Origin of the sequence: Rhizobium sp. CBN3 (assembly GCF_030518245.1) — a bacterium.
Lineage (GTDB): Bacteria > Pseudomonadota > Alphaproteobacteria > Rhizobiales > Rhizobiaceae > Rhizobium > Rhizobium aethiopicum_A.
On the sequence record NZ_JAULSE010000011.1, the window covers coordinates 23,219 to 44,445 of the forward strand.

Sequence of the window (21,227 nt, forward strand, 5' to 3'; positions counted from 1 at the left end):
TTATGCCCTGGATGTTTTGAACGCGAGAGGAATAGCCGCAGCGATCGCTTTTTTCATGACGGTCGGCAAGGCCTGCGCTTCAAGATTTGTAACCGGCTCCCACCATCCGTCATTGGTGTCGACAGGGCTGGGGACGGCCGCCCGCCAGATCGCCAGCCTGAGCTCGAAATGAGTGAAGACATGGGTGACGGTGCCGCTAGCCTGCCAGGCGGCGGCGAAAGGAGCGGCCGTGACGGAGGTCTCGCCATCGAGGCGCGCCGTCCACGTCGTCGTCGGCACCTCGGTCATGCCGCCAAGCAGGCCGCTTTCGGCGCGCCGCCGAAGCAGGATCTCGCCCTCTCCAGTCACCGCGATAAAGGCCGCGCCATGGCGCACCGGCTTTTCCTTCTTCGCCGCCTTGACCGGAAAGAGCTCGGGATCGGACAATTTCAGCGCCTGGCAGGCGTCTCGGAACGGACAGAGCGAACAGGCCGGCCGCTTCGGCGTACAGATCGTCGCCCCGAGATCCATCATCGCCTGGGCGAAATCGCCGGGCCGGCCCGACGGCGTCAGCAGCGCCACCTTTGCCTTCATCAGCGGCTTGGCGGCCGGGAGCGGCGCTTCGATCGCGTAAAGCCTTGAAATCACCCGCTCGACATTGCCGTCCATGACAGCGGCCTGCCGGTTGAAGGCGATCGCCGCGACGGCTGCTGCCGTATAATCGCCGATCCCGGGAAGCGACTTCAGTCCCTCTTCGGTGTCGGGAAAGACGCCGCCATATTCCCTAGCCACCGCCTCAGCGCATTTCTTCAGATTGCGGGCCCGCGCGTAATAGCCGAGCCCCGCCCAGGCTGCCATCACCGCGTCGTTTTCGGCGGCGGCCAGATCGGTCACTTCGGGCCAGCGCTCGAGAAACTTCTCGAAATAGGGTTTGACCGCCTGCACCGTCGTCTGCTGCAGCATCACCTCGGAGAGCCAGACGCGATAGGGATCGGGTCTGACGCCGCGCGCCGCCATGCCGGGCGAGACGCGCCAGGGCAGGTCGCGGTGATGCCGGTCGTACCAGTCGAGCAGGGGGGTGGCGGAGCGCGTGTCGAGTGTTGTGATCGTCATGATTTGCCGGGATCGGGGGAAGTGCCTATACTTGGCGAAGCAATGCCGCGCGATCAAGTCGGTCTCGCCAATTGGCGGCGGCACCCAAGGTTTTCGATGAGTTATCCACGCAAAGGTGCAAAACAGATTTCCGAGCTGGCGAACGGGCTGATCGATCCCGTCCTTGCGCGGCGCGCCGGCATCAACACGGCGCTGCTCGGCTCCTGGAGCGAAATCGCCGGCGAGGATTTCGCCGATTGCACCCGGCCGGAGAAGATCGCCTGGGCCCGCGGCGGCGGCGATGACGGCAGCTTCCGCCCCGGCGTGCTGACGATCGCCTGCGAAGGCGCGCGCGCGCTTTTCCTCACCCATGCCCAGGGCGAACTCATCCAGCGCATCAACAGCTTCTTCGGCTTCGCCGCCGTCCACCAGATCCGGATCGTCCAGAAACCAGTCTCGCAAGCCGTGCGCCGCTCCCGCCCGCCCGCGCCGCTGAAGGGCGAGGCCGCCCGCAAGCTCGAAGGAATGATGGAACGGATCGAGGGCGACAAGCTCCGCCAGGCGATTGAGCGATTGGGGACTGCGGTGATGGGTAAGCGGGGACGATGAACTGCGCTAAATGTTAGACTTCACTTGAAGTGCTTCACGAGTGTATTACACTGTAATCATCTGATCGGAGCAACACGATGCGCAGCAGTAAACCCATTACAGTCACGCTCGGCAGCCAGCAGAAAAGCTTGGACGCGCGGCTGCAATCGGGTGCCTATAGCTCAGCAAGCGAGGTTATCCGCGCTGCTTTGCGCGCGCTCGATCGGGAAGAAGATGCGATCGACGAAATAATGCGTCGGAAGATTCGTGAGGCGATCGACGATCCGGGTTCGGATATCGATGCCGGTACGGTTTTTGAACGGCTCGAACGTCTGCATGCCGAACGGCTGAAGGCTGGGCGCGGCGGCGTTGAAAGTCGCGTTTCGCCCCAAGGCCGAGAAGGATCTGTTCAATATTTATGAGTTCATTGCTGCCGACAATCTTCCGGCGGCGATCGAATTCATCCGTCGGCTGAGACAATTCTGTCATCAGCTGGAAGACATGCCGGACAGGGGATCGCCGCGCGAGGATTTTGCGCCGGGTGTTCGCATTCTGGTTTTCGAGCGGCGTGTGAACATTGCTTACCGGATCGCCAAGGATCAAGTACAGGTGCTGAGGCTGTTCTACGCCGGGCGGAACACACGTTCGGCCTTCCATCGAAACTGATAATCGCACATTTCCCATGCAAGGTCGGCTCTCGGTCCCATCACGGTCACAATTCTTTGAAGGAAGTTGGTGATCCGTGGCTTGTGAGCGGCCACCAGCCGTTATATCGCACAGTCATGCCGTCAATCTCATTAGTTATGGGGAATCCATGCAGATGTCCGAAATGCAACTGACGAAACGCCGCCTCTTGGGTGGGATCGCCATCGCCGCAGCTGCCGCAGCGCTTGCCGCCTGCAACGACAGCAAGGACGCTGCCGATGCATCGTCTTCCGGCAAGACCATGGCCGACGGCACGAATGTCGATACCATGCAGACGGCAGCCACTTCGGGAACGGACATGCCGCAGTCCGACGGCGATGTCGATATGGCCGAGGTGCTGAAGCCCGGCGCGCTGCCGGAGATGGCGCTTGGCAAGGCCGACGCGCCGGTCAAGATCGTCGAATATATGTCGATGACCTGCCCGCATTGCGCCCATTTCCACAACACCACCTTCGACGCCATCAAGCAGAAATACGTCGATACCGGCAAGGTGCAGTTCATCATCCGCGAATTCCCCTTCGATCCGCGTGCTGCCGCTGCCTTCATGCTCGCCCGCTGCAGTTCCTCCAATCCGGAGCAGTTGAGCACGCCGGAACAGTATTTCCCGATGGTTTCGATGCTGTTCAAGCAGCAGCAGGTCTGGGCCGCCGCCGATGACGGCCGCGCCGCATTGCTGCAGATGTCGAAGCTTGCCGGATTTACTGAGGATAGCTTCACGAAATGCTTGACGAACCAGAAGCTTCTGGATGAAGTGAACGCCACGCGGGAAAGGGGATCCAAGGATTTCGGCGTCAACGCCACGCCAACGTTCCTCATCAATGGCAAGCGCTATTCTGGAGACATGCCGGTTGACACCATGTCGAAGCTCATCGACAGCCTCATCTGAACCGGATCGTTCGACCATAACGGGCGACGGCGAAAGCTGTGCGCCCGTTTTTGGTTTTCAGAGCAGTTTGCGGGCGTGGCCCCCTCATCCGCCCTACGGGCACTCATCGGGGTCGAGCCGCGGGTCTCGACCCGTCCTTCGGACCCCCGCTGGGGAGAAGAGGGAATCGAGACGTCGCGGCACATCCCCTTCGCCCCAGCGGGGAGAAGGTGGCCCGAAGGGTCGGATGAGGGAGCTTCCTGCCGTGGATCTTTCCGCATGAAGTTCAACAAGCTGCGCCTGGTCGGCTTCAAATCCTTCGTCGAGCCGACGGAATTCATCATCGAGCGGGGGCTGACCGGCGTCGTCGGGCCGAACGGCTGCGGCAAGTCCAATCTCGTCGAGGCGCTGCGCTGGGTAATGGGCGAGAATTCCTACAAGAACATGCGCGCCTCCGGCATGGACGACGTGATCTTTTCCGGCTCCGGAAACCGCCCCGCCCGCAACACGGCGGAGGTGGCGCTCTATCTCGATAATGGCGAGCGCACCGCGCCTGCCGCCTTCAACGACAGCGACGAAATCCAGGTCACCCGCCGCATCGAGCGCGAGCAGGGCTCGCTCTATCGCATCAACGGCAAGGAAAGCCGCGCCAAGGACGTGCAGCTGCTGTTTGCTGACGCTTCCACCGGCGCGCGCTCGCCCTCGATGGTTGGCCAGGGGCGCATCGGCGAGCTGATCCAGGCAAAGCCGCAGGCCCGCCGCCAGCTGTTGGAAGAGGCGGCCGGCATTTCGGGCCTGCACTCGCGCCGCCATGAGGCCGAGCTGCGGCTGCGCGCCGCCGAAACCAATCTCGAGCGCCTCGACGACGTCACCTCACAGCTCGAAAGCCAGATCGAGAGCCTGAAGCGCCAGGCCCGCCAGGCCAACCGCTTCAAGACGCTTTCGGCCGATATCCGCGCCCGCGAGGCAATGCTGCTGCATATCCGCTGGGTGCAGGCCAAGGAGGCCGAGGCCGAGGCCGACAGCGCCCTCAACCAGGCAACCGTTATCGTCGCCGAAAAGGCGCAGATCCAGATGGAGGCCGCCAAGCAGCAGGGCATCGCCAGCCTGAAGCTGCCGGAACTGCGCGAGGGCGAAGCCCGTGCCGCCGCCGCCCTGCAGCGCCTGCAGATCGCCAGGAGCCAGCTGGAAGAGGACGCCGGCCGCATCCTGCGCCGCCGCGACGAACTCACCCGCCGTCTCGCCCAGCTTGCCGAGGATATCCGCCGCGAGGAGCGGCTGGTCGCCGATAATGCCGTCATCCTCGCCAAGCTCGACGCCGAAGAGGCCGAAATTTCCGAGATCCTCGCCGATTCCGGCCGGTTTGCCGAGGAAACCCGCGAGGCTTTCGAAGGCGCGGCGGCAAAACTTGCCGACAGCGAGCGCATCTTCACGCAGCTGACGGCCGAGCGGGCGGAAGCCGCCGCCGGCCGCAACCAGCTGGAGCGCGCCATTCGCGATCTGGCCGACCGCCGCATGCGCCTCGAACGCCAGATGCACGAGGCAAACCAGGAACTGTCCGCCATTGGCGAAAAAATATCAGGCCTGGCCGACCCGGACGAAAAACGCGCCATCGTCGAAGCCGGCGAAATCGCCCTTGCCGATGCCGAAGCCGCCGCCCAGACGGTCGAGCAGGCGCTGGCCGCCGCCCGCCAGGCCGAGGCACTGTCGCGCGCGCCGGTCGATCAGGCCCGCTCCGGCCTGAATGCGCTGGAAACCGAAGCCCGCACCATTTCCCGCATGCTCGCTGCCGGTGCGGCCGCCGGCAAGTTTCCGCCGGTTGCCGAGGAGCTGAAGGTCGATCGCGGCTTCGAGACGGCGCTCGGTGCCGCACTCGGCGACGATCTGGAATCGCCGCTCGATGCCGAGGCGCCGGCCCACTGGTCGGACAATGGCGACGGCGCCGGCGATCCGGCGCTGCCCGAAGGCACCGTGCCGCTCATCGCCCATATCAGCGCGCCATCAGCTCTCACCCGCCGCCTGCGCCAGATCGGCCTGGTCGGGGAAGGGGAGGCGCGCTCGCTGATGGCGGCGCTGAAGCCCGGCCAGCGGCTGGTGACGAAAGAGGGCGCCGTCTATCGCTGGGACGGCCATGTCACCGGTGCCGACGCCCCGAGCGCTGCCGCGCTGCGCCTTGCCCAGAAGAACCGTCTGGCCGAACTCGAAAGCGAAGCGGCAATTGCCCGCGACGTGCTTGCCGAGGCCGAGGAGCGGCAGGCCGCCGCCGCCGAAGCGATCCGTGTCGAGGAGCGCAGGCTCGCGGAAGCCCGCGACATGAGCCGGCTGGCGGCGCGTCATCTCGGCGAAGCGCGCGAGGCGCTGGCTGCCGCCGAGCGGGCCTCCGGCGATCTCATCCGTCGCCGCGACGTCGTCAGCGAAGCTGCGAGCCAGCTGGGCGCGCAACTGGAAGAAATCGGCGTCCAGGAAGAAAATGCCCGCATCGAGCTGGAGGATGCGCCCGATCTGACGCTGATCGACGAGCGGCTGCGCTTCCAGCAGGCGGAGGTGGCGACCGATCGCGGCGCGCTCGCCGAAGCCCGCGCCCGCCATGAAAGCCTCGCCAGGGAAAACGAGGCCCGCCAGCGTCGCATCATGGCGATCGGCCAGGAGCGCGAAACCTGGCGCCAGCGGGCAGCAAGTGGCGAGGATCATGTCGCCACGCTGCGCGAGCGCGAGGAAGAGGCGCGCGACGAGGCTGCCGAGCTGGAAATGGCGCCGGATGAATTCGACGACAAGCGCCGCGCCCTGCTCAGCGAGTTGCAGAAGGCCGAGGAGGCGCGCCGCAACGCCGGCGATCTGCTCGCCGAAGCCGAACGCATCCAGCGCGATGCCGACCACAAGGCGGCGACCGCGCTTTCCGAGCTTGCCGAATACCGCGAACGCCGCGGCCGCGCCGAAGAGCGCCTCGTCTCGGCTCGCGAACGGCGGCAGGAAAGCGAGGTCCGCATTCGCGAGGCGCTGAACCTGCCGCCGCATGAGGCGCTGCGCCTTGCCGGCCTGCAGCCGCTGCAGGCGCTGCCCGATCCGCGCGAGGTCGAGCGCGAGCTGGAGCGGCTGAAGATGGAGCGCGAACGGCTCGGCGCCGTCAACCTGCGCGCCGACGAGGAGCAGAAGGAGCTGAGCGAAAAGCTCGAAGCGCTGATCAAGGAGCGCGACGACGTTATCGACGCGATCCGCAAGCTGCGCGGCGCCATCCAGAGCTTGAACCGCGAGGGCCGCGAGCGTCTGGTCGCCGCCTTCGACGTCGTCAACGCCCAGTTCCAGCGGCTGTTCACCCACCTCTTCGGCGGCGGCACCGCCGAGCTGCAGCTGATCGAATCCGACGATCCGCTGGAAGCGGGCCTCGAAATCCTCGCCCGTCCGCCCGGCAAGAAGCCGCAAACGATGACGCTGCTGTCGGGCGGCGAGCAGGCGCTGACGGCGATGGCGCTGATCTTCGCCGTCTTCCTCACCAATCCGGCGCCGATCTGCGTGCTCGACGAGGTGGACGCGCCGCTCGACGACCACAATGTCGAGCGCTACTGCAACCTGATGGACGAAATGGCGGCCTCGACCGAAACCCGCTTCGTCATCATCACCCATAATCCCATCACCATGGCCCGCATGAACCGCCTCTTCGGCGTCACCATGGCCGAGCAGGGCGTCTCCACCCTCGTCTCCGTCGACCTGCAGACGGCGGAGCGCCTGCGGGAGATTGCCTGAGGTCTTGCGTGGAGGCTGTGCTTCGAGGCTCGGGGCCAAGGGTGATGGGGATTGGGGCAAGGGACCGCAGGAAACGCGGACCCGGCAGGATGACTCGGACAGACACATGGACGGACTGAATTGGTATTTGGCGATCCGCCGCTGTTTTGCTGCGGCTGTTGCCCCACCCTCCGTCCTCCTCGGGCTTGACCCGAGGATCCATGCGGCATCCACCAGCCCAGCCCGTGGATCCCAGGCTCAAGGCGGCTCAAGGCCTGGGATGACAGAGATTGAGGGTACGGAGCGGCGGGAGGCGCGGACTGGTGGGGCGCGTCGTTGCATCCCCCAGGCCGCGCTGTTCTGCTGCGGAGGTCGCGCATCTGCTCGCACGCCTTGCGGGCATAGGCATTGTTGCACAGCGCCGCGCATGCTCCTTCGCCATGGCCGAGTGGCCAGGGGCTGACACCGCCCCTGGGATAAGTTGGTCAGCCCGCCGAGGCTGCCTGGAAGACCGCGAGTTGCGCGGCGAAGGCGCGTTGATAGGCCGGCCGTGCTTCGCCGCGGGCGACATAGGCGGCGAGGCTGGGATAATCGTCCAGTATGTTTGACGACTTCAGCCGCAGCAGCACCGAGACCATCAGCAAGTCACCGGCGCTGAAGGCGCCATCGAGCCAGTCGGCATCGCCGAGGTGGGCGGAAAGGCTGTCCAGCCGTTTGCGGATGCTGCTCTCGAGCGCGCGCAGGCGCTGCTCGTACCAGGGTTCGTCGCGCTCGAGAATCCTGGCGAGGCTGTGCTCGAAGATCGGCGTCTCCACCGTGTTGAGCGCGGCAAACATCCAGGCGATCGCCCGCGCCCGGCCATTGGCATCCCTAGGCAACAGGCCGCCATGACGCTCGGCGATATGCAGGACGATCGCGCCGGATTCGAACAGGGTGAGATCGCCTTCCTCATAGGTCGGGATCTGCCCGAAAGGCTGGCGCGCCAGATGCGCCGGCTGCTTCATCGTCTCGAACGTGACGAGACGAACCTCATAGGGCTGGCCCGCTTCCTCGAGGGCCCAGCGAACCCGCATGTCGCGCGCCAGGCCACGGCCCCGATCGGGCGAACGTTCAAAGGCGGTAATGGTGATCGTCATCGTTTTCTCCATGGCTCGTTGCATTGAAGACGTTCGGCCAAACGGAATTCCGACAATTCTATCCGAGATCGTCGCCGGGCCAATCCACCGCATCCCCGGTCATTGGCTCGCGACAGGCAAACTCTCGATCGCCAATGGACGACAATGCAGCCGCGCCGCGGCAAATCCTCGGCCACCTCTTGCCGCTGCCCCCGGAAACCTTCGATCAGATCGTTTCTGACCCCCATTTCTCCTCCGCCTCATCGCTTCAAGAGTTGTTCACGGCGTCAGGGCGATTGCTCACCAGCCGGTCAGGCCCCCGCGCTCGGGACGGAGTCCGCACAAATCGCGCGCAATTTTCCCGCATTCGGCGATAAACACCAAAAAAGGTCGGCTGTCTTGCGGTCCGTACCCCATTTGGGTGATGCTCTTTTCTCTGACTTGCATTAGAAGTTGTTTCAACGCAACCTGATGACTTTGCTGAAGAGCGGGGCGGTCAAAGTTGCGGATTTGTCGAATTTGCGATGCGCTTTTCAGGTAGAGGGCAAGGACCTGGAAGCTGTTTGAGCAATCCCTGGAAATGCGAAGCGTCTCTTGAGGAGTTGCGGAAAACAAAGATCAGGGCGGTTCCATGAATCGCCCTGGGTTGAGGGACCCCCCGTCCGGTTTTCCTGGCCGGACGGAAACAAGGCTTTGCGGGACATTGTTGCAGTCCCGCAAAGCTTTTTTTATGCCTTCTTCCCATTGGGCGAAGTTTCATGCCTTCGGCAGCCACTCTTGCGAAAATTATTGTGCGGCGCAGCATTTTTGCCGCATTTGTCGATTTTCATTTCAACTCCAAGGCATTAAGCTGAGTGATCAGGCTGATGACCTGCCTGCTTCTCTTTCGTCATGCTCGGGCCTGTCCCGAGCATCTGCAACCGGCATAAGGCAGCAGATCCTCGCCACTAGGGCGGGGACGACGCCCGAGGAAAGAGCGAGGTTTGTCGGCAGCCGAGGGATCACGCTGATCCCAATCTGGTGTTGGGGGGAAGATGACCAAGTGGGTCTATAGGTTCGGCGACGGGCAGGCTGAGGGTGGCGCGCGCGACCATGAGATGCTCGGCGGCAAGGGCGCCAATCTTGCTGAAATGTGCGCTCTCGGCCTTCCCGTTCCGCCGGGACTGACGATCGTCAGCGATGCCTGCGATACCTATTATAAAAATGGCGGCCATATCGACGACCGGCTGAAGGTCGAGGTCCGCGCCGGCATAGCGGCGATCGAGGCGATCACCGGCCGCCATTTCGGCTCCACCAGCCAGCCGCTGCTGCTTTCGGTGCGCTCCGGCGCCCGCGTCTCCATGCCCGGTATGATGGACACGGTGCTCAATCTCGGCCTCAACGACGAGACCGTGCAGGCGCTCGGCCATGATGCCGGCGACGCGCGTTTTGCCTGGGACAGCTACCGCCGCTTCATCCAGATGTATGCCGATGTTGTCATGGGCCTCGGCAACGACGTCTTCGAGGAGATCCTCGAAGACGAGAAGGCCAAGCTCGGCCACGAACTCGATACCGAGCTCAGCGCCACCGAATGGCAGCATATCGTCTCCCTCTATAAAAGGCTGATCGAGGAAGAACTGGGTAAGGAGTTTCCGCAGAATCCGGAAGTCCAGCTCTGGGGCGCGGTCGGCGCGGTCTTTTCCAGCTGGATGAGCGCGCGCGCCGTCACCTATCGCCAGCTCCATAATATTCCGGAAGGCTGGGGCACGGCCGTCAATATTCAGGCGATGGTGTTCGGCAATCTCGGCAACGCCTCGGCGACCGGCGTGGCCTTCACCCGAAACCCTTCGACCGGCGAGAAGGCGCTCTACGGCGAATTCCTCGTCAATGCGCAAGGGGAGGATGTCGTTGCCGGCATCCGCACGCCGCACAGCATCACCGAGGAGGGGCGGCTTTCCTCCGGCTCCGACAAGCCCTCGATGGAAAAGCTGATGCCGGAGGCGTTTCGCGAGCTCTGCCGCATCTGCACCGAACTCGAAATCCATTACCGCGACATGCAGGATATCGAATTCACCATCGAGCGCGGCAAGCTGTGGATGCTGCAGACCCGCTCGGGCAAGCGCTCGACCCGGGCGGCGATGAAGATCGCCGTCGACATGGTCGATGAGAAGGTGATTACCGAGGAGGAGGCGGTGCTGCGCATCGAACCGTCAAGCCTCGATCAGCTCCTGCATCCGACGATCGATCCGCGCGTCAACCGCCAAGTGATCGGCACCGGGCTGCCGGCCTCGCCGGGCGCTGCGACCGGCGCCATCGTCTTCACCGCCGAAGAGGCGGTGGAGGCGGATGCCGAGGGCCGCAAGGTCATCCTGCTCCGGGTCGAGACCAGCCCCGAGGATATTCACGGCATGCATGCCGCCGAAGGCATTCTGACGACGCGCGGCGGCATGACCAGCCATGCGGCGGTGGTCGCCCGCGGCATGGGCATTCCCTGCGTCGTCGGCGCCGGCACCATGCGCATCGATCAGCGCAACGAGCGGCTGCTCGGCATCGGCGTGACGCTGAAGAAGGGCGATATCATCACCATCGACGGCTCGGCCGGCCAGGTGCTGAAGGGCGAGGTGCCGATGATCCAGCCGGAACTGTCGGGCGATTTCGGCCGTATCATGGGCTGGGCCGATCGCGCCCGGCGCATGACGGTCCGCACCAATGCCGATACGCCGGCCGATGCGCGCGCCGCCCGCTCCTTCGGCGCCGAAGGCATCGGCCTTTGCCGCACCGAGCACATGTTCTTCGAGGGCGAGCGCATCCACGTCATGCGCGAGATGATCCTTGCCGAGGATGAGAAGGGGAGGCGGCTGGCGCTCGACAAGCTGCTGCCGATGCAGCGCCTGGATTTCACCGGCCTCTTCACCGTCATGCACGGCCTGCCGGTGACGATCCGCCTGCTCGATCCGCCGCTGCACGAATTCCTGCCGAAGACCGACGACGAGGTCGCCGAGGTCGCCTTCGCCATGGGCATGGAGCCGCTTGCGCTGCGCCAGCGCGTCGATGCGCTGCACGAGTTCAACCCGATGCTCGGCCATCGCGGCTGCCGGCTGGCGATCTCCTATCCCGAAATCGTCGAGATGCAGGCCCGCGCCATCTTCGAGGCGGCGGTCGCCGCAGCTAAGGAGACCGGAGCGGCGGTCGTGCCCGAGATCATGGTGCCGCTTGTCGGCCTGCGCTCCGAGCTCGATTACGTCAAGGCCTGCATCGACGCCATCGCCGGCAATGTCATGGCCGAGGCCGGCATGAAGATCGATTATCTCGTCGGCACGATGATCGAGCTGCCGCGCGCGGCGTTGCGCGCCCATGTGATCGCCGAAGCAGCCGAATTCTTCTCCTTCGGCACCAACGATCTGACGCAGACCACCTTCGGCATCTCGCGCGATGACGCCTCGGCCTTCATTCCCACCTATCAGCGCAAGGGCATCATCGAGCACGATCCCTTCATCTCGCTCGATTTCGATGGGGTGGGGGAGCTGATCAGCATCGCCGCCGAACGCGGCCGGCGCACCCGCAACGACATGAAGCTCGGCATCTGCGGCGAACATGGCGGCGATCCGGCCTCGATCCGCTTCTGCGAGACGATCGGCCTCGACTACGTCTCCTGCTCGCCGTTCCGTGTGCCGATCGCACGGCTGGCGGCGGCGCAGGCGGTGATTGCAGCGAGCAGGTAAGCCAGGCAGCCCTGCGGGCGCCCGGGCCGTCAGTGACGATAGCGCCAGCGATCGTGGTAGATATAGGGCCCGTTCAGATCCCAGGCCATGCGGTTCATCATCTCCGCACTCTCAGCCCGCGATTCGGCCCGCCGGTCGAGATCGATGCGCTGCAGGCAGGTCGCAAACCCATCCGTACCGCGGCGGAAACCATAGCTCAGGCACCGCTGCTCATCCGCCGCCCGCCGCTCCTGCGGCGTCATCGTCTGGCAGGCGGAAAGGCCGGCGGTCACGGCGAGCAGGGTGAGGAGAAGGGAGAGGCGCATTGGGGTATTCCTTGCTTTTCCCTGAGGAAATGCCATTCGGGTGCGGGCGTCAAGGCGAGTGATATCCGGCGGTCGCTGAGATGGCTTGATGAAGTGACCGGTGTGCCGTGCGGCCCCCTCATCCGCCCTACGGGCACCTTCTCCCCGCTGGGGAGAAGAGGGAATCGAGACCTCGCGACACATCCCCTTCGCCCCAGCGGGGAGAAGGTGGCGGCAGCCGGATGAGGGGGCCGGCGGCGCTGAGGCCTGCCGCACATCTTCCCCACAAGTGATGATAACGCTCTCACCAGACCTCAAGCCGCCCCGGCCGGATCCCCGATCGGCAGTAACGCCGGATCGAGCGGCGGGTCTTGCGGGTTCTTGGTGTCGCCCGGGTCCTGGGCAGGTGTCAGCGGTGGTTTTTCCTGGGTGCGGTCGGGCACGCCCGGCGTCGGCGTCGGGCCGCGTGGGGTATCGGCATTCGGTATCGGGTCTCTGTTGGGCATGATCGCCTCCTTTTGAAAAAAGGAACGGCAGCCCGGGCAGATGGTTCCACTTTCGCCGCCCACCTATGCACAAGGGGCATTCCTCTGTATGAGGGGCTTGAAAATATTGGAACCGAGCATGGCCATCCGCGATCGATTTTCGAAGAAACTGAACTGCCCGCAATGCGGCAATGCGGGTTTTGCCGAGGCTTCGGAGATCGACGATCCCAAGCGCAAGCACCCGGATTTTCAGGTCGATCAGCTGCCGCGCGGCTTTGGCGTGCAGCGGGCTTCCAATCACCAGGAAAGCTTCATGATCAAATGCGAGTGCGGTCGCAAATTTCCCTTCCGCAGCCTGGCGGAAGCCGCAGCCGAGCGGCGCTAGAAATCTCGGTCGAGCTCAGATCCGCTCCAGCACCTCGATGAAGGCATCGGCGAAACGCACCAGATGGGCGGTGTCCGCGTCGGGCGCCTGCATGCGGATCTCGGTGCCGTTATGGTCGAGCAGCGCCAGCACGACGCGCATGCTCCCGCCATCGGGAATGCGCAGGACGGCGATGCGGCGGCAATCCTCGATCAGGCCGGCGGCCGGCAGGTCGAACAGCAGCTCGCCGCCGGAACGGCCGGCGGCCTGGCGCACCGCCTCGCAGAAGCCGGCATCGCCACCGGCATAACCTTCGAGCGACAGTTCGAGCTCGACGAGCTCCATCGGCAGCGCCGGTTCGGTGTGATCGATCCCGCCAAGCGCAGACGCCTGCGGCCTTGCTGCTATCTCGGGTGAAATCATCCCGTCTCTCCTGTCCGTGACTTTGGAGATGAAACCGCGGCAGAATGGCCTTTTTTTGACATATCAGCAAGGGCTTATGAAGTGGGCGGCCGATTGCCCGGCGGTCTCCGCTGAATTCCATCTGATATTCCGAGACAACAGTTTCAATTCAGCCGAATCTTGCACTAAACAGGGAGAAGGCGATTTGCGTGGTTCATGGCGCGACGCTGACGAGCAACCGGTAAGTTTGATGGCCATCCGCTACGACCGCCCCGTTTCCAGCGCCGCCCGCTTTTCGCGGCTGCTCGGGGCATTTTCGCTGGTTCTGGCGCTGGCCGTGCTGATCGCCCATCGCTTCGGCGGGCTCGCCACCCCTTATCTGGTGCTGCTTTTGATCTTTGCCGCCGGCTGCGCGCTGCTCACCGCATTGCTCGCCGCGATCGGCCTGCGCAGCCTCTGGCTGACTGGCGCCGAGGGCGGGCTCGCCGCACTGGCGGCGCTGATCTATGCTGCCTTTCCGCTTGGTATCGGCGCCGTGGCCGCCGAACGCTACCTCAGCCTGCCTGATATCTACGACGTCTCCACCGATCCGGTGTCGGCACCGGACTGGCTATCGCCGCCGAAATCCGACCAGATCTGGCTGAAGCGCAATCCAGTGGTGACGCCTGAAGATCGCGAGAAGCAGATGGAGGCCTATCCGGAACTGACCGGCCGGCGTTATGAGGGCGCGCTCGACCGCGTGCTGGAAGCGGTGCGCAAGGTTGCCAAACAGAGCGGCTTTACGATCGTCAGGAGCACCGGCACATCAGAGCCGGACCGCGATCTCGAGGACCGGCCGGCAAAGCCCGCCCCCGGCGACGACGCCGTCACCGATGCGCCCGGCATCATTCCCGTTCCGACGCCGCGCCCCTATGACGACGACGTCGCCAAGCTGATCCGCGGCGCCAACGGCGTGACGCTGCAGGCAACCACCCGCACGCTGATCCTCGGCCTGCGCTTCGATATGATGATCCGGCTGCGCGAAGAGGCCGAAACCACCTTCGTCGACATCCGCGTCGCCTCCCGCTACGGCCAGCACGACCTCGGCCTCAGCGCCGAAATCGCCGGCGATTATCTGAAGGCGCTGGATGCTGAACTTTTGGGAATTGCGGGTGGGTGAGCAACGGTGGCGCGAAGCGCCAGCAATCGATCCAGTGAATCGATTGCAGTTGCGAACGCCCTGAGCCCAAAGCGAAGGGCCGGGAGAGGGTCCGGCAGACGCGACCCCTGATCCGGTGCCGCCGGAGGCGGCAGCAATCGATCCAGTGAATCGATTGCAGCGGCGAACGCCCTGAGCCCAAGCGAAGGGCCGGGAGAGGGCGCGGCAGACGCGACCCCTGATCCGGCGGCGCAAAGCGCCAGCAATCGATCCAGCGAATCGATTGCAGTTGCGAACGCCCTGAGCCCAAAGCGAAGGGCCGGGAGAGGGTCCGGCAGACTCGACCCTGTACGGCGCCGCAAACTCGACGTTCCTGCGATCGTCCAAGCAAGCCTCCCTAAATGTGCCGCAACCTCTCGATTCCCTCTTCTCCCCTCGGGGAGAAGGTGCCCGTAGGGCGGATGAGGGGGCCGGTTGCGCTGATCTTTCCAAACAGCTGCGCATCGATCAAACGCGCTCAGGCGTCGCGGGATAGGTAGTGATGTGAGGATGCGCCGTGTGGCCCCCTCATCCGCCTGCCGGCACCTTCTCCCCGAGGGGAGAAGAGGACGTGCCGCGAACTCTCTGTTCCTTGCACCGTCTCGCATGGCTCGACCGCCTACGTGCCCCCTGCTGCCAAAGGCGCCGCCAATCATCCGGCTACGCCCTGCAACCTAGCGTCCAAGCTCGCCCACGGCGGCGACGATCTCCGCTGCGGTCGGGAAGATGCAAAGGCTGCTGGGGCCGTCCAGCGCCTCCATTTGCGCCCAGGCGATAATGCCGTTCGCATCGACCAGGAAGTGCCCGACGAGCTGGGTGGCGTGCTTGGCGAAGATCACCTGATCGGCTTCATCAAGCTCGAAGCGGTCCTTGGCGTTGAGAGCCGTGTTGGCTTCCATCGGCTGGAGCGGTTCCGAAAACTCGCCGGTAGGGTTGATGCGCGCCGCCTCGAACTGCGCCATCGTCGCGCGATACGGCCAGTCGGGCTGCTCGCTGCTGCCATCGGGCACGAACTCGGCATGCGGCACCCCAAAGGCGCGATGCGTGCGGCAGTCGGGATCGCATAGCAGCGTCACCGGCGTCGGACGGTGGCGGAAATACAGGCGCGCACGTTCCACCGGCGTGTTGATAACGGCGACTATCTCTACTCCGGCGGCGCGGAGGCTGGGCTCTATGCCGGCCAACTGTTCGAGTTGGCGCCGGCAGAATGGGCAGTGCAGCCCGCGAAAGAAGCCGATCAGAAACGGCCGGCCGCTGAAGTCGGCCAAAGAGACCGTTCCATCGAAATTGGCCGAGGCGAGTTCGAAGGCGGGCGCGGCGTCTCCGGCTTGCAACGGGCGCTTCTGGTCTGCCATGAAAGAATTCCTTTCCCGGTTCGTCTCAGGTGCAACGACCGAAACTGAATATAGCGCTCGTTGCAAGAAGACCCACCGCGCGATGTTGAGATCGCCTGGAGTGGCCGGGCATGCTTACCGCCTTGGCAGACGCCACAGACGCATCAGTTCGATCGGGGCCGAGATCTCCGCTGTCAACACGAAGGGGTCTGTCGATGCTGAGCGAGCCGGCTTTCGATTCTTGACGGGAAGACCGTGCCCCATGCCATGGATCGAATAGAGCGATACGGGGCGTGCACCTCCGACCTTCCAGGAGGACAACTCGCCCCAAGGCTTCTTCTCGACACGGACGCTGCTTCGATCGACGGCGTTCGCTTCAACCCATTGCTCGGCGCAAGCACGCGCATTTGCCGGGTTGACCGTGTGATCCGCAGTCCCCTGCCAGATGCTGATCGGCGGCCAGTACCGTTGGCCAGGGGAGATTTCGGCAATCCTTGCGCCCCAGCCATCCCAAGGCAATGCCGCGCCGGACTTCATCGCCCGCAGCGCTGACATTGCATCGCGCACGGCGCCAACCGGCATTCCGGCGACGATAGCGGCGCCTGCAAACAGATCGGGATAGTTGGCGACCAATGAACCGGTCATCGCTCCGCCGGCAGAAAGGCCGACAATGTAAACGCGCGTGCGATCGGCTCGATGTCGTTTGAGGGCATGGTCGATCATCTGCTTGATGGAAAGCACCTCGCCGCGATCGCGAGCGACCTCGCTCGGACGGAACCAGTTGAAGCACTTGTGAGCATTGTTGGCGTGGGTCTGCTGCGGGTAAAGCACCACGAAGCCTCTCTCCCTGGCCAGTCGCGAGAAACCGCTGGCGGCGTCCAGGCTTTCCGGCGTCTGCCGGCATCCATGAAGCACCACCACAAGGGCCGGCTTGCTCGGCAGATCGGCGGGCACGAAGGTCTTCATCACAAGCCTTCCGGGGTTGCTGCCAAATGCGGGGGTCGTCTGGAGCCTCGGTCGCTCCTGCCTGGATGGCTTGTGGCGAAGCGGACTCCATGTCCTCTCCAGCAGACGTACGGCTCGCCGTCGCGTCTTCAACAATCTCGACAGCGATTTGGTGAAGCCGAGCTTCAAAGGGCCACGCCTTCAATCCTGGAAAGCAGAGCCTTCAAACCGGGCTGTGCGGCATCTCGGATCGCGATTTTTAAAGGGAACCATTTCTGTTTGCGCATGCCCTTCTCCGGGAAATCAGCTTGCGCCTCGACGACGTGCAGCAGGTGAACGGTGACATGGTAGTGATGCGGCGAGCTGTCTTTGTGGTAGCTGAATGAACCGAAGGCTGTCGCCTCCACGTCGCCGACGACGCCCGCTTCCTCGAAGGATTCCCGCCTCGCTGCTGCCGATGTCGTCTCGCCGGGGTCGAGATTGCCTTTCGGAACGCCCCATCGTCCATGCCGACGACTTCCCACGAGAAGGATGCGAAGCTGCCCGCTTCCGTTCCTGCGATAACAGATCGCACCCGCCTGCGGAACATCGGTTGCGATTGTTAAGTTGGATTGATCGTCACCGTGGAGCATGGCTGTTTTCGATTTTTCCTGTCTTTCATCAGAGCTGTAGCATCGAACCGTGACAGTCTGGTCCGCATTGAGTTGTTTCCTCTGGCAGCCGAAGTTCAAGTTGTCGTCCGAAACCGACCGTCACAAGAAGCCCGCAATGCCGTCGTTGGTTCCGATCTTTTGCGAGAACCCGACAAGGCTGTGACGTCGCTCGCCGGCCGAAGCAGTCACGGCGGCCCACCCGACTTGCGCATCTCGGCATCGCGCCACTGCTGCCATTGCTGCCTCAGCCGGCTCCGGGACACGCCTATCGATTCAGCCAGAATCTCGACCTTGATAATCCGTTCGGTGCGGAAGTGACGAAAGGCCTGTTTCGATTGGCACCAGGCAATCAACAGGCTGTGCCTATCGGCATAGCCGAGCAGCACCGGCCAGACGATGCGGCTGCTGACCGTCCCATCCGCCGCGCGATAATCGAGTTCAAGCTTGCGACCTTCCCTGATCGCCGACCTCAGCGGCCGCGTGTCGATTGTCGCATCGCGGCCGACATCCCCCGGTCTGATGCCGACCGCCGGCTCGGCGATATAGGGAAGCAGGTCCGGCGGCATGACCGAGGTGATCTTGGCCATGACATCGCTGGCGGCAGTGCGCATCGCCGCATCATTCAGCCTTGCCACCATCTGCACGCCGAGCACGACCGCCTCGATCTCCTCGGGCGTCAGCATCAGCGGCGGCATGTCGTATCGCGGATCGAGCACGTAGCCGAACCCCGCTTCGCCTTCGATCGGCACACGCTGGGCAATCAGGTGGGCGATATCGCGGTAGACGGTGCGCCTGGCGACCTCCAGTTCATCCGCGAGCGCCGACGAGGTCACCGGCCGGCTCGACCGGCGAAGAATCTGGATGATCTGAAAAAGCCGCTCTGCTTTTCGCATGCCTGCTGACTCCTGCTGCCACAACGCTGTCAGCACGGCTGTGTCACAAAGGCAAGCGAAGAGATTGTCGCGCAGCCATCGTCGCGCCCAGGGAGAAAATCATGAAATTCGCATCCACCCGCCTCATCGCCGCTGATATCAACAGCATGGTGGCCTTTTATGAGCTTGTGACCGGCTGCCGCGCCGAGTGGCTTGCGCCCGTCTTCGCCGAGATCGTCACACCAGGCGCGACCCTCGCCATCGGCAGCGCGGAGACGGTGGCGCTGTTCCGCGAGGGCAGCGCGGAGCCAGGAGCCAACCGGACGGCCATTCTCGAATTCATGGTTTCTGATGTCGACGCGGAATTCGCGCGGCTCAAGGACCAGGTCACCGTCGTGCACGCGCCAAAGGATCTGCCATGGGGCAACCGGACAGTGCAGTTTTCCGACCCCGAGGGAACGCGCGTCGCCCTCTATACGCCCGTCACCGACGCCGCCAGACGGCGTTTCGCCGGCCGTTGATCGGCCCGCCCGCAAAACCGCCTCCCACCCACGGAGAACGCCGCGTGCCCCTCATCCGGCTGCCGCCACCTTCTCCCCGTAAATACGGGGCGAAGGGGACATGCCGCACCTTCTTCCTCAACCTCAACGCTGCGTTTGCCGCGTCCCCTCGCCCCGTTTTACGGGGAGAGGGTTAGGGTGAGGGGCTGTCCCAGCACGAACCGGACAGCCGCGCGCTTACCGCCAACCACCCCGCTCACTCCAGCACCAGCCACCCCGAATAGCGCACCACCAGCCCGGTCAGCCGCCCGCCGATCTCCACGTGGAAATGGAAGCGCCCATCACGCTCCTCCTCGTAAGTATCGCCGCCCGGCGCCAGGAACAGCGGCAGCGGAATGCCGCAAAAGCGCCAGCCGCGCACCACGAGCCTGAGCTTCTCTCCCTCCGGCACCAGCGCCAGCAGCACTCGGAACGGCCCGAAGACCTCGACGAGCAGGTGGCTGTCGCGGCCGGGGCCGGCGGCCTGCCAGCTGCGGAAGGTCTTGCCGCCGAAAGACCGCGTCCAGATCTCCCTCTCGCCCTCGGCGACAAAACGTACCGCGACCGGCACATCCTCGCCGGCGGCGGGAAAGCCGATGATGCCGGCGATCAGCCGGGCGAGGAGGCCGCTGCCGCGCTCGATCCGCGCCCGTCCGGAGGCAAGCCGGGTGCCACCCGCATGGATCGCCGCCAGCGCCGGCGGCAGCTTCTCCCAGGCGTCGCCGAGGATGCGCCGATAGAGCGGCTGCGGCTCTTCCTGGTAATCCAGCCGGATGCCCGAAGCGATGGAGAACCGGCTGAAGGCCGCTTCGAAATCGGACAGCGATAATTCCCCCGCCGCCGGCCGGGCGCCGCTTTCCGGCCGCTTGCCTTCGAGCAGCCGGCGCACCAGCACCTCGACGCCGAGAACCGGAATGAACGGCCCGTCATCCCCTTCGGCAATCAGCGACCAATCCGCTGTCAGCCGCCGCCCCTCTTGATCGAGGCCGCCCAAGCGCACGAACATGCCGCCGCGATGGGCGCCGACGGCGAAGCGGTGGCTGGCCGCCTGCAGCAGCCGCGCGAACGGTTTGAGCGAGGGCAACAGCCCGATCTTCACCAGCCTTGCGGCAGCCGAAAGCAGCCGCTGCAGCGCCTGCGGCTCGGTGCCGACGCCGGTGAAGGTAGATTGCAGGCCGGCAAAGCGGGCGGGCAGCAGCGCCAGGTCCGGCGCATCGACCAGCAGGAAAGTCCGGCTGGCTAGCGGCGCCACACCGGGCGGGGCGATCGTCACCCGCATCTCGTCGATCAGCCCGCGCCCCTCGGCCGGCCGGCCGTCGCGCAGCAGCGCCACCGGCTTGCCGGCATAACTCGCGATCGCCCTCACCACATTGAGGCCGATCTTCACATGCGCCGACGGGGCAATGCCGGCCGCGACACTTTCGATGCGGGAGAAATGCGGCGCCATCGCCTCCAGCGCCGCGAAGGAGAGGGCCGGCAGGCTGCTCAGCCCCGAGAGAACAAAGATGCCCTTGGCCTTCGCCTCAGCATCGAGCCCGCCGATGCCGGCGACGAAGCCGGTGCTGTCGGCGAGATCGGCATAATCGATGCCGAGCTCGATGCAGGCCCGCACCAGCTTGTAGCCATCGCCGGTGAAGCTCTGGAACGGCCCCGAGGCATCGACGACGAGATCGGGCCTCAGCCGCGTCAGCTGCTCCCGGAGGTCGCCGTCGCGATCGAACACCACCGCCTGCAGCCACGCGCCGAGATCGTTGCTGCCGAGCCGCCCGGCGCCGCCTTTCGGCGACCTGAGATCGAAGACGAAATCATCGGCCTTTTCGAGCGAGCGGCCGGCGATCAGCAGCCTGAGCCTGGGCTCCTCGCCGAGCAGCCGGGCGAGCCGGCCGCCGAAGGCGCCGTAGCCGCCGATGATCAGCAGGGAAAAGGTGTCGCCGCTCATGCGATGAAGCGGCTGCGCTGCTCCGCCGTCGGCACCATGCAGCTCTGCCGTCCTGCAATCTTCAACCGGTTGCGGGCGATGAATTCATAAAGCGCATCGGCCGCGCGCCGCGGCAGGAGCCGAAAGAGCTTCGCCAGCGAATAGGGAAAGCCGAGGCTCGCCACCATGCGGATCGTGCCGTCGGATTTGAAGAAGGCACGGCCGCCTTCGATCAGGATATTGGTTTCGTAGTCGCGCGTATCCAGGCCGTAATGCCGGTAAAGCGCTTCGCCGAGCGGCGACTGCGCCGCGAGGAACCGATAGCGCCGCCGCCTGTCATGCTTCAGCACGAACTTCACCCAGCCGGAGCAGAAGACGCATTCGCCATCGAAGACGATCAGCGGCCGGTCATCGGCAAAGGTGGGTACGGCGGGATCGGTGCGATAGCTGTAATCGGCGCGGCCCATGCTCATCTCCCTCCGCCTCTCC

General features: G+C 64.6%; 20 protein-coding genes. 9 read left to right on the top strand and 11 right to left on the bottom strand.

Annotated features, from left to right (window positions below):
- Entirely contained in the window at positions 1-1,092 is a 1,092-nt protein-coding gene (gene mutY, locus QWJ46_RS17610; RefSeq protein ID WP_302752437.1) for an A/G-specific adenine glycosylase, read from the bottom strand.
- Between the two features lie 96 nt (positions 1,093-1,188).
- Here mutY and QWJ46_RS17615 point away from each other — a divergent pair, with 96 nt between their 5' ends.
- From QWJ46_RS17615 to QWJ46_RS17635, 5 genes are all read left to right on the top strand, one after another.
- Complete coding sequence (locus QWJ46_RS17615) at positions 1,189-1,680, top strand: DUF721 domain-containing protein (RefSeq protein WP_302752438.1); 492 nt, start codon at positions 1,189-1,191, stop codon at positions 1,678-1,680.
- Between the two features lie 77 nt (positions 1,681-1,757).
- Positions 1,758-2,081 (top strand): type II toxin-antitoxin system ParD family antitoxin, encoded by a 324-nt coding sequence (locus tag QWJ46_RS17620; protein WP_302752440.1) that lies wholly within the window; start codon positions 1,758-1,760, stop codon positions 2,079-2,081.
- Positions 2,029-2,325: a type II toxin-antitoxin system RelE/ParE family toxin gene (locus QWJ46_RS17625; RefSeq protein WP_302752442.1), complete on the top strand. Its 297-nt coding sequence runs from the start codon at positions 2,029-2,031 to the stop codon at positions 2,323-2,325. Before QWJ46_RS17620 ends, QWJ46_RS17625 begins: the two co-directional genes overlap by 53 nt.
- A gap of 148 nt (positions 2,326-2,473) precedes the next feature.
- Positions 2,474-3,250 carry a DsbA family protein gene (locus QWJ46_RS17630; protein ID WP_302752443.1) on the top strand — a complete coding sequence of 259 codons (777 nt, stop codon included), beginning with the start codon at positions 2,474-2,476 and terminating at the stop codon, positions 3,248-3,250.
- A gap of 258 nt (positions 3,251-3,508) precedes the next feature.
- Positions 3,509-6,970 carry a chromosome segregation SMC family protein gene (locus tag QWJ46_RS17635; RefSeq protein ID WP_302752445.1) on the top strand — a complete coding sequence of 1,154 codons (3,462 nt, stop codon included), beginning with the start codon at positions 3,509-3,511 and terminating at the stop codon, positions 6,968-6,970.
- A 464-nt stretch (positions 6,971-7,434) separates the two neighbouring features.
- Here QWJ46_RS17635 and QWJ46_RS17640 read toward each other — a convergent pair whose 3' ends face one another.
- Positions 7,435-8,085, bottom strand: coding sequence for a glutathione S-transferase family protein (locus QWJ46_RS17640; protein ID WP_302752447.1), 651 nt, complete (start codon positions 8,083-8,085; stop codon positions 7,435-7,437).
- Positions 8,086-9,098: 1,013 nt separating this feature from the next.
- Here QWJ46_RS17640 and ppdK point away from each other — a divergent pair.
- Positions 9,099-11,765 (top strand): pyruvate, phosphate dikinase, encoded by a 2,667-nt coding sequence (ppdK, locus tag QWJ46_RS17645; protein ID WP_302752448.1) that lies wholly within the window; start codon positions 9,099-9,101, stop codon positions 11,763-11,765.
- 29 nt (positions 11,766-11,794) lie between these two features.
- On the opposite strand, the gene QWJ46_RS17650 is transcribed toward ppdK, so the two are convergent.
- Both QWJ46_RS17650 and QWJ46_RS17655 read right to left on the bottom strand, forming a co-directional pair.
- Positions 11,795-12,070 (bottom strand): hypothetical protein, encoded by a 276-nt coding sequence (locus tag QWJ46_RS17650; protein ID WP_302752449.1) that lies wholly within the window; start codon positions 12,068-12,070, stop codon positions 11,795-11,797.
- A 293-nt stretch (positions 12,071-12,363) separates the two neighbouring features.
- The gene (locus QWJ46_RS17655) at positions 12,364-12,555 is read right to left on the bottom strand and encodes a hypothetical protein (protein WP_184458388.1); all 192 of its coding nucleotides are present in this window, start codon (positions 12,553-12,555) and stop codon (positions 12,364-12,366) included.
- 118 nt (positions 12,556-12,673) lie between these two features.
- Here QWJ46_RS17655 and QWJ46_RS17660 point away from each other — a divergent pair, with 118 nt between their 5' ends.
- Positions 12,674-12,919 (top strand): hypothetical protein, encoded by a 246-nt coding sequence (locus QWJ46_RS17660; RefSeq protein WP_064706406.1) that lies wholly within the window; start codon positions 12,674-12,676, stop codon positions 12,917-12,919.
- A gap of 15 nt (positions 12,920-12,934) precedes the next feature.
- Here the strand turns inward: QWJ46_RS17660 and QWJ46_RS17665 are convergent, their stop codons facing one another.
- A complete protein-coding gene (locus tag QWJ46_RS17665; protein WP_302752453.1) occupies positions 12,935-13,321 on the bottom strand; it encodes a hypothetical protein in 387 nt (128 codons plus the stop codon).
- A gap of 229 nt (positions 13,322-13,550) precedes the next feature.
- Here QWJ46_RS17665 and QWJ46_RS17670 point away from each other — a divergent pair, with 229 nt between their 5' ends.
- Positions 13,551-14,459, top strand: a complete 909-nt coding sequence (locus tag QWJ46_RS17670) for a DUF1499 domain-containing protein (RefSeq protein ID WP_302752455.1) — start codon at positions 13,551-13,553, stop codon at positions 14,457-14,459.
- A 692-nt stretch (positions 14,460-15,151) separates the two neighbouring features.
- Here the strand turns inward: QWJ46_RS17670 and QWJ46_RS17675 are convergent.
- The 4 genes from QWJ46_RS17675 to QWJ46_RS17690 all read right to left on the bottom strand — a co-directional run bounded on the left by QWJ46_RS17675 (position 15,152) and on the right by QWJ46_RS17690 (position 18,302).
- The gene (locus QWJ46_RS17675) at positions 15,152-15,832 is read right to left on the bottom strand and encodes a peroxiredoxin-like family protein (RefSeq protein WP_302752457.1); all 681 of its coding nucleotides are present in this window, start codon (positions 15,830-15,832) and stop codon (positions 15,152-15,154) included.
- A 114-nt stretch (positions 15,833-15,946) separates the two neighbouring features.
- On the bottom strand, positions 15,947-16,945 hold the full coding sequence (locus tag QWJ46_RS17680; RefSeq protein WP_302752459.1) for a PHB depolymerase family esterase: 999 nt from the start codon (positions 16,943-16,945) through the stop codon (positions 15,947-15,949).
- A complete protein-coding gene (locus tag QWJ46_RS17685; protein WP_368046094.1) occupies positions 16,942-17,487 on the bottom strand; it encodes an NUDIX hydrolase in 546 nt (181 codons plus the stop codon). The genes QWJ46_RS17680 and QWJ46_RS17685 overlap by 4 nt, the downstream gene beginning before the upstream one ends.
- A 107-nt stretch (positions 17,488-17,594) precedes the next feature.
- Positions 17,595-18,302 carry a YafY family protein gene (locus tag QWJ46_RS17690; protein WP_302752461.1) on the bottom strand — a complete coding sequence of 236 codons (708 nt, stop codon included), beginning with the start codon at positions 18,300-18,302 and terminating at the stop codon, positions 17,595-17,597.
- A 101-nt stretch (positions 18,303-18,403) separates the two neighbouring features.
- Here QWJ46_RS17690 and QWJ46_RS17695 point away from each other — a divergent pair, with 101 nt between their 5' ends.
- Positions 18,404-18,802 (top strand): VOC family protein, encoded by a 399-nt coding sequence (locus QWJ46_RS17695; RefSeq protein ID WP_302752462.1) that lies wholly within the window; start codon positions 18,404-18,406, stop codon positions 18,800-18,802.
- 235 nt (positions 18,803-19,037) lie between these two features.
- Here QWJ46_RS17695 and QWJ46_RS17700 read toward each other — a convergent pair whose 3' ends face one another.
- On the bottom strand, positions 19,038-20,759 hold the full coding sequence (locus QWJ46_RS17700) for an SDR family oxidoreductase (protein WP_302752464.1): 1,722 nt from the start codon (positions 20,757-20,759) through the stop codon (positions 19,038-19,040).
- Positions 20,756-21,205, bottom strand: coding sequence for a thiol-disulfide oxidoreductase DCC family protein (locus QWJ46_RS17705; RefSeq protein ID WP_302752722.1), 450 nt, complete (start codon positions 21,203-21,205; stop codon positions 20,756-20,758). The genes QWJ46_RS17700 and QWJ46_RS17705 overlap by 4 nt, the downstream gene beginning before the upstream one ends.
- Between the last annotated feature and the right edge of the window lie 22 nt (positions 21,206-21,227).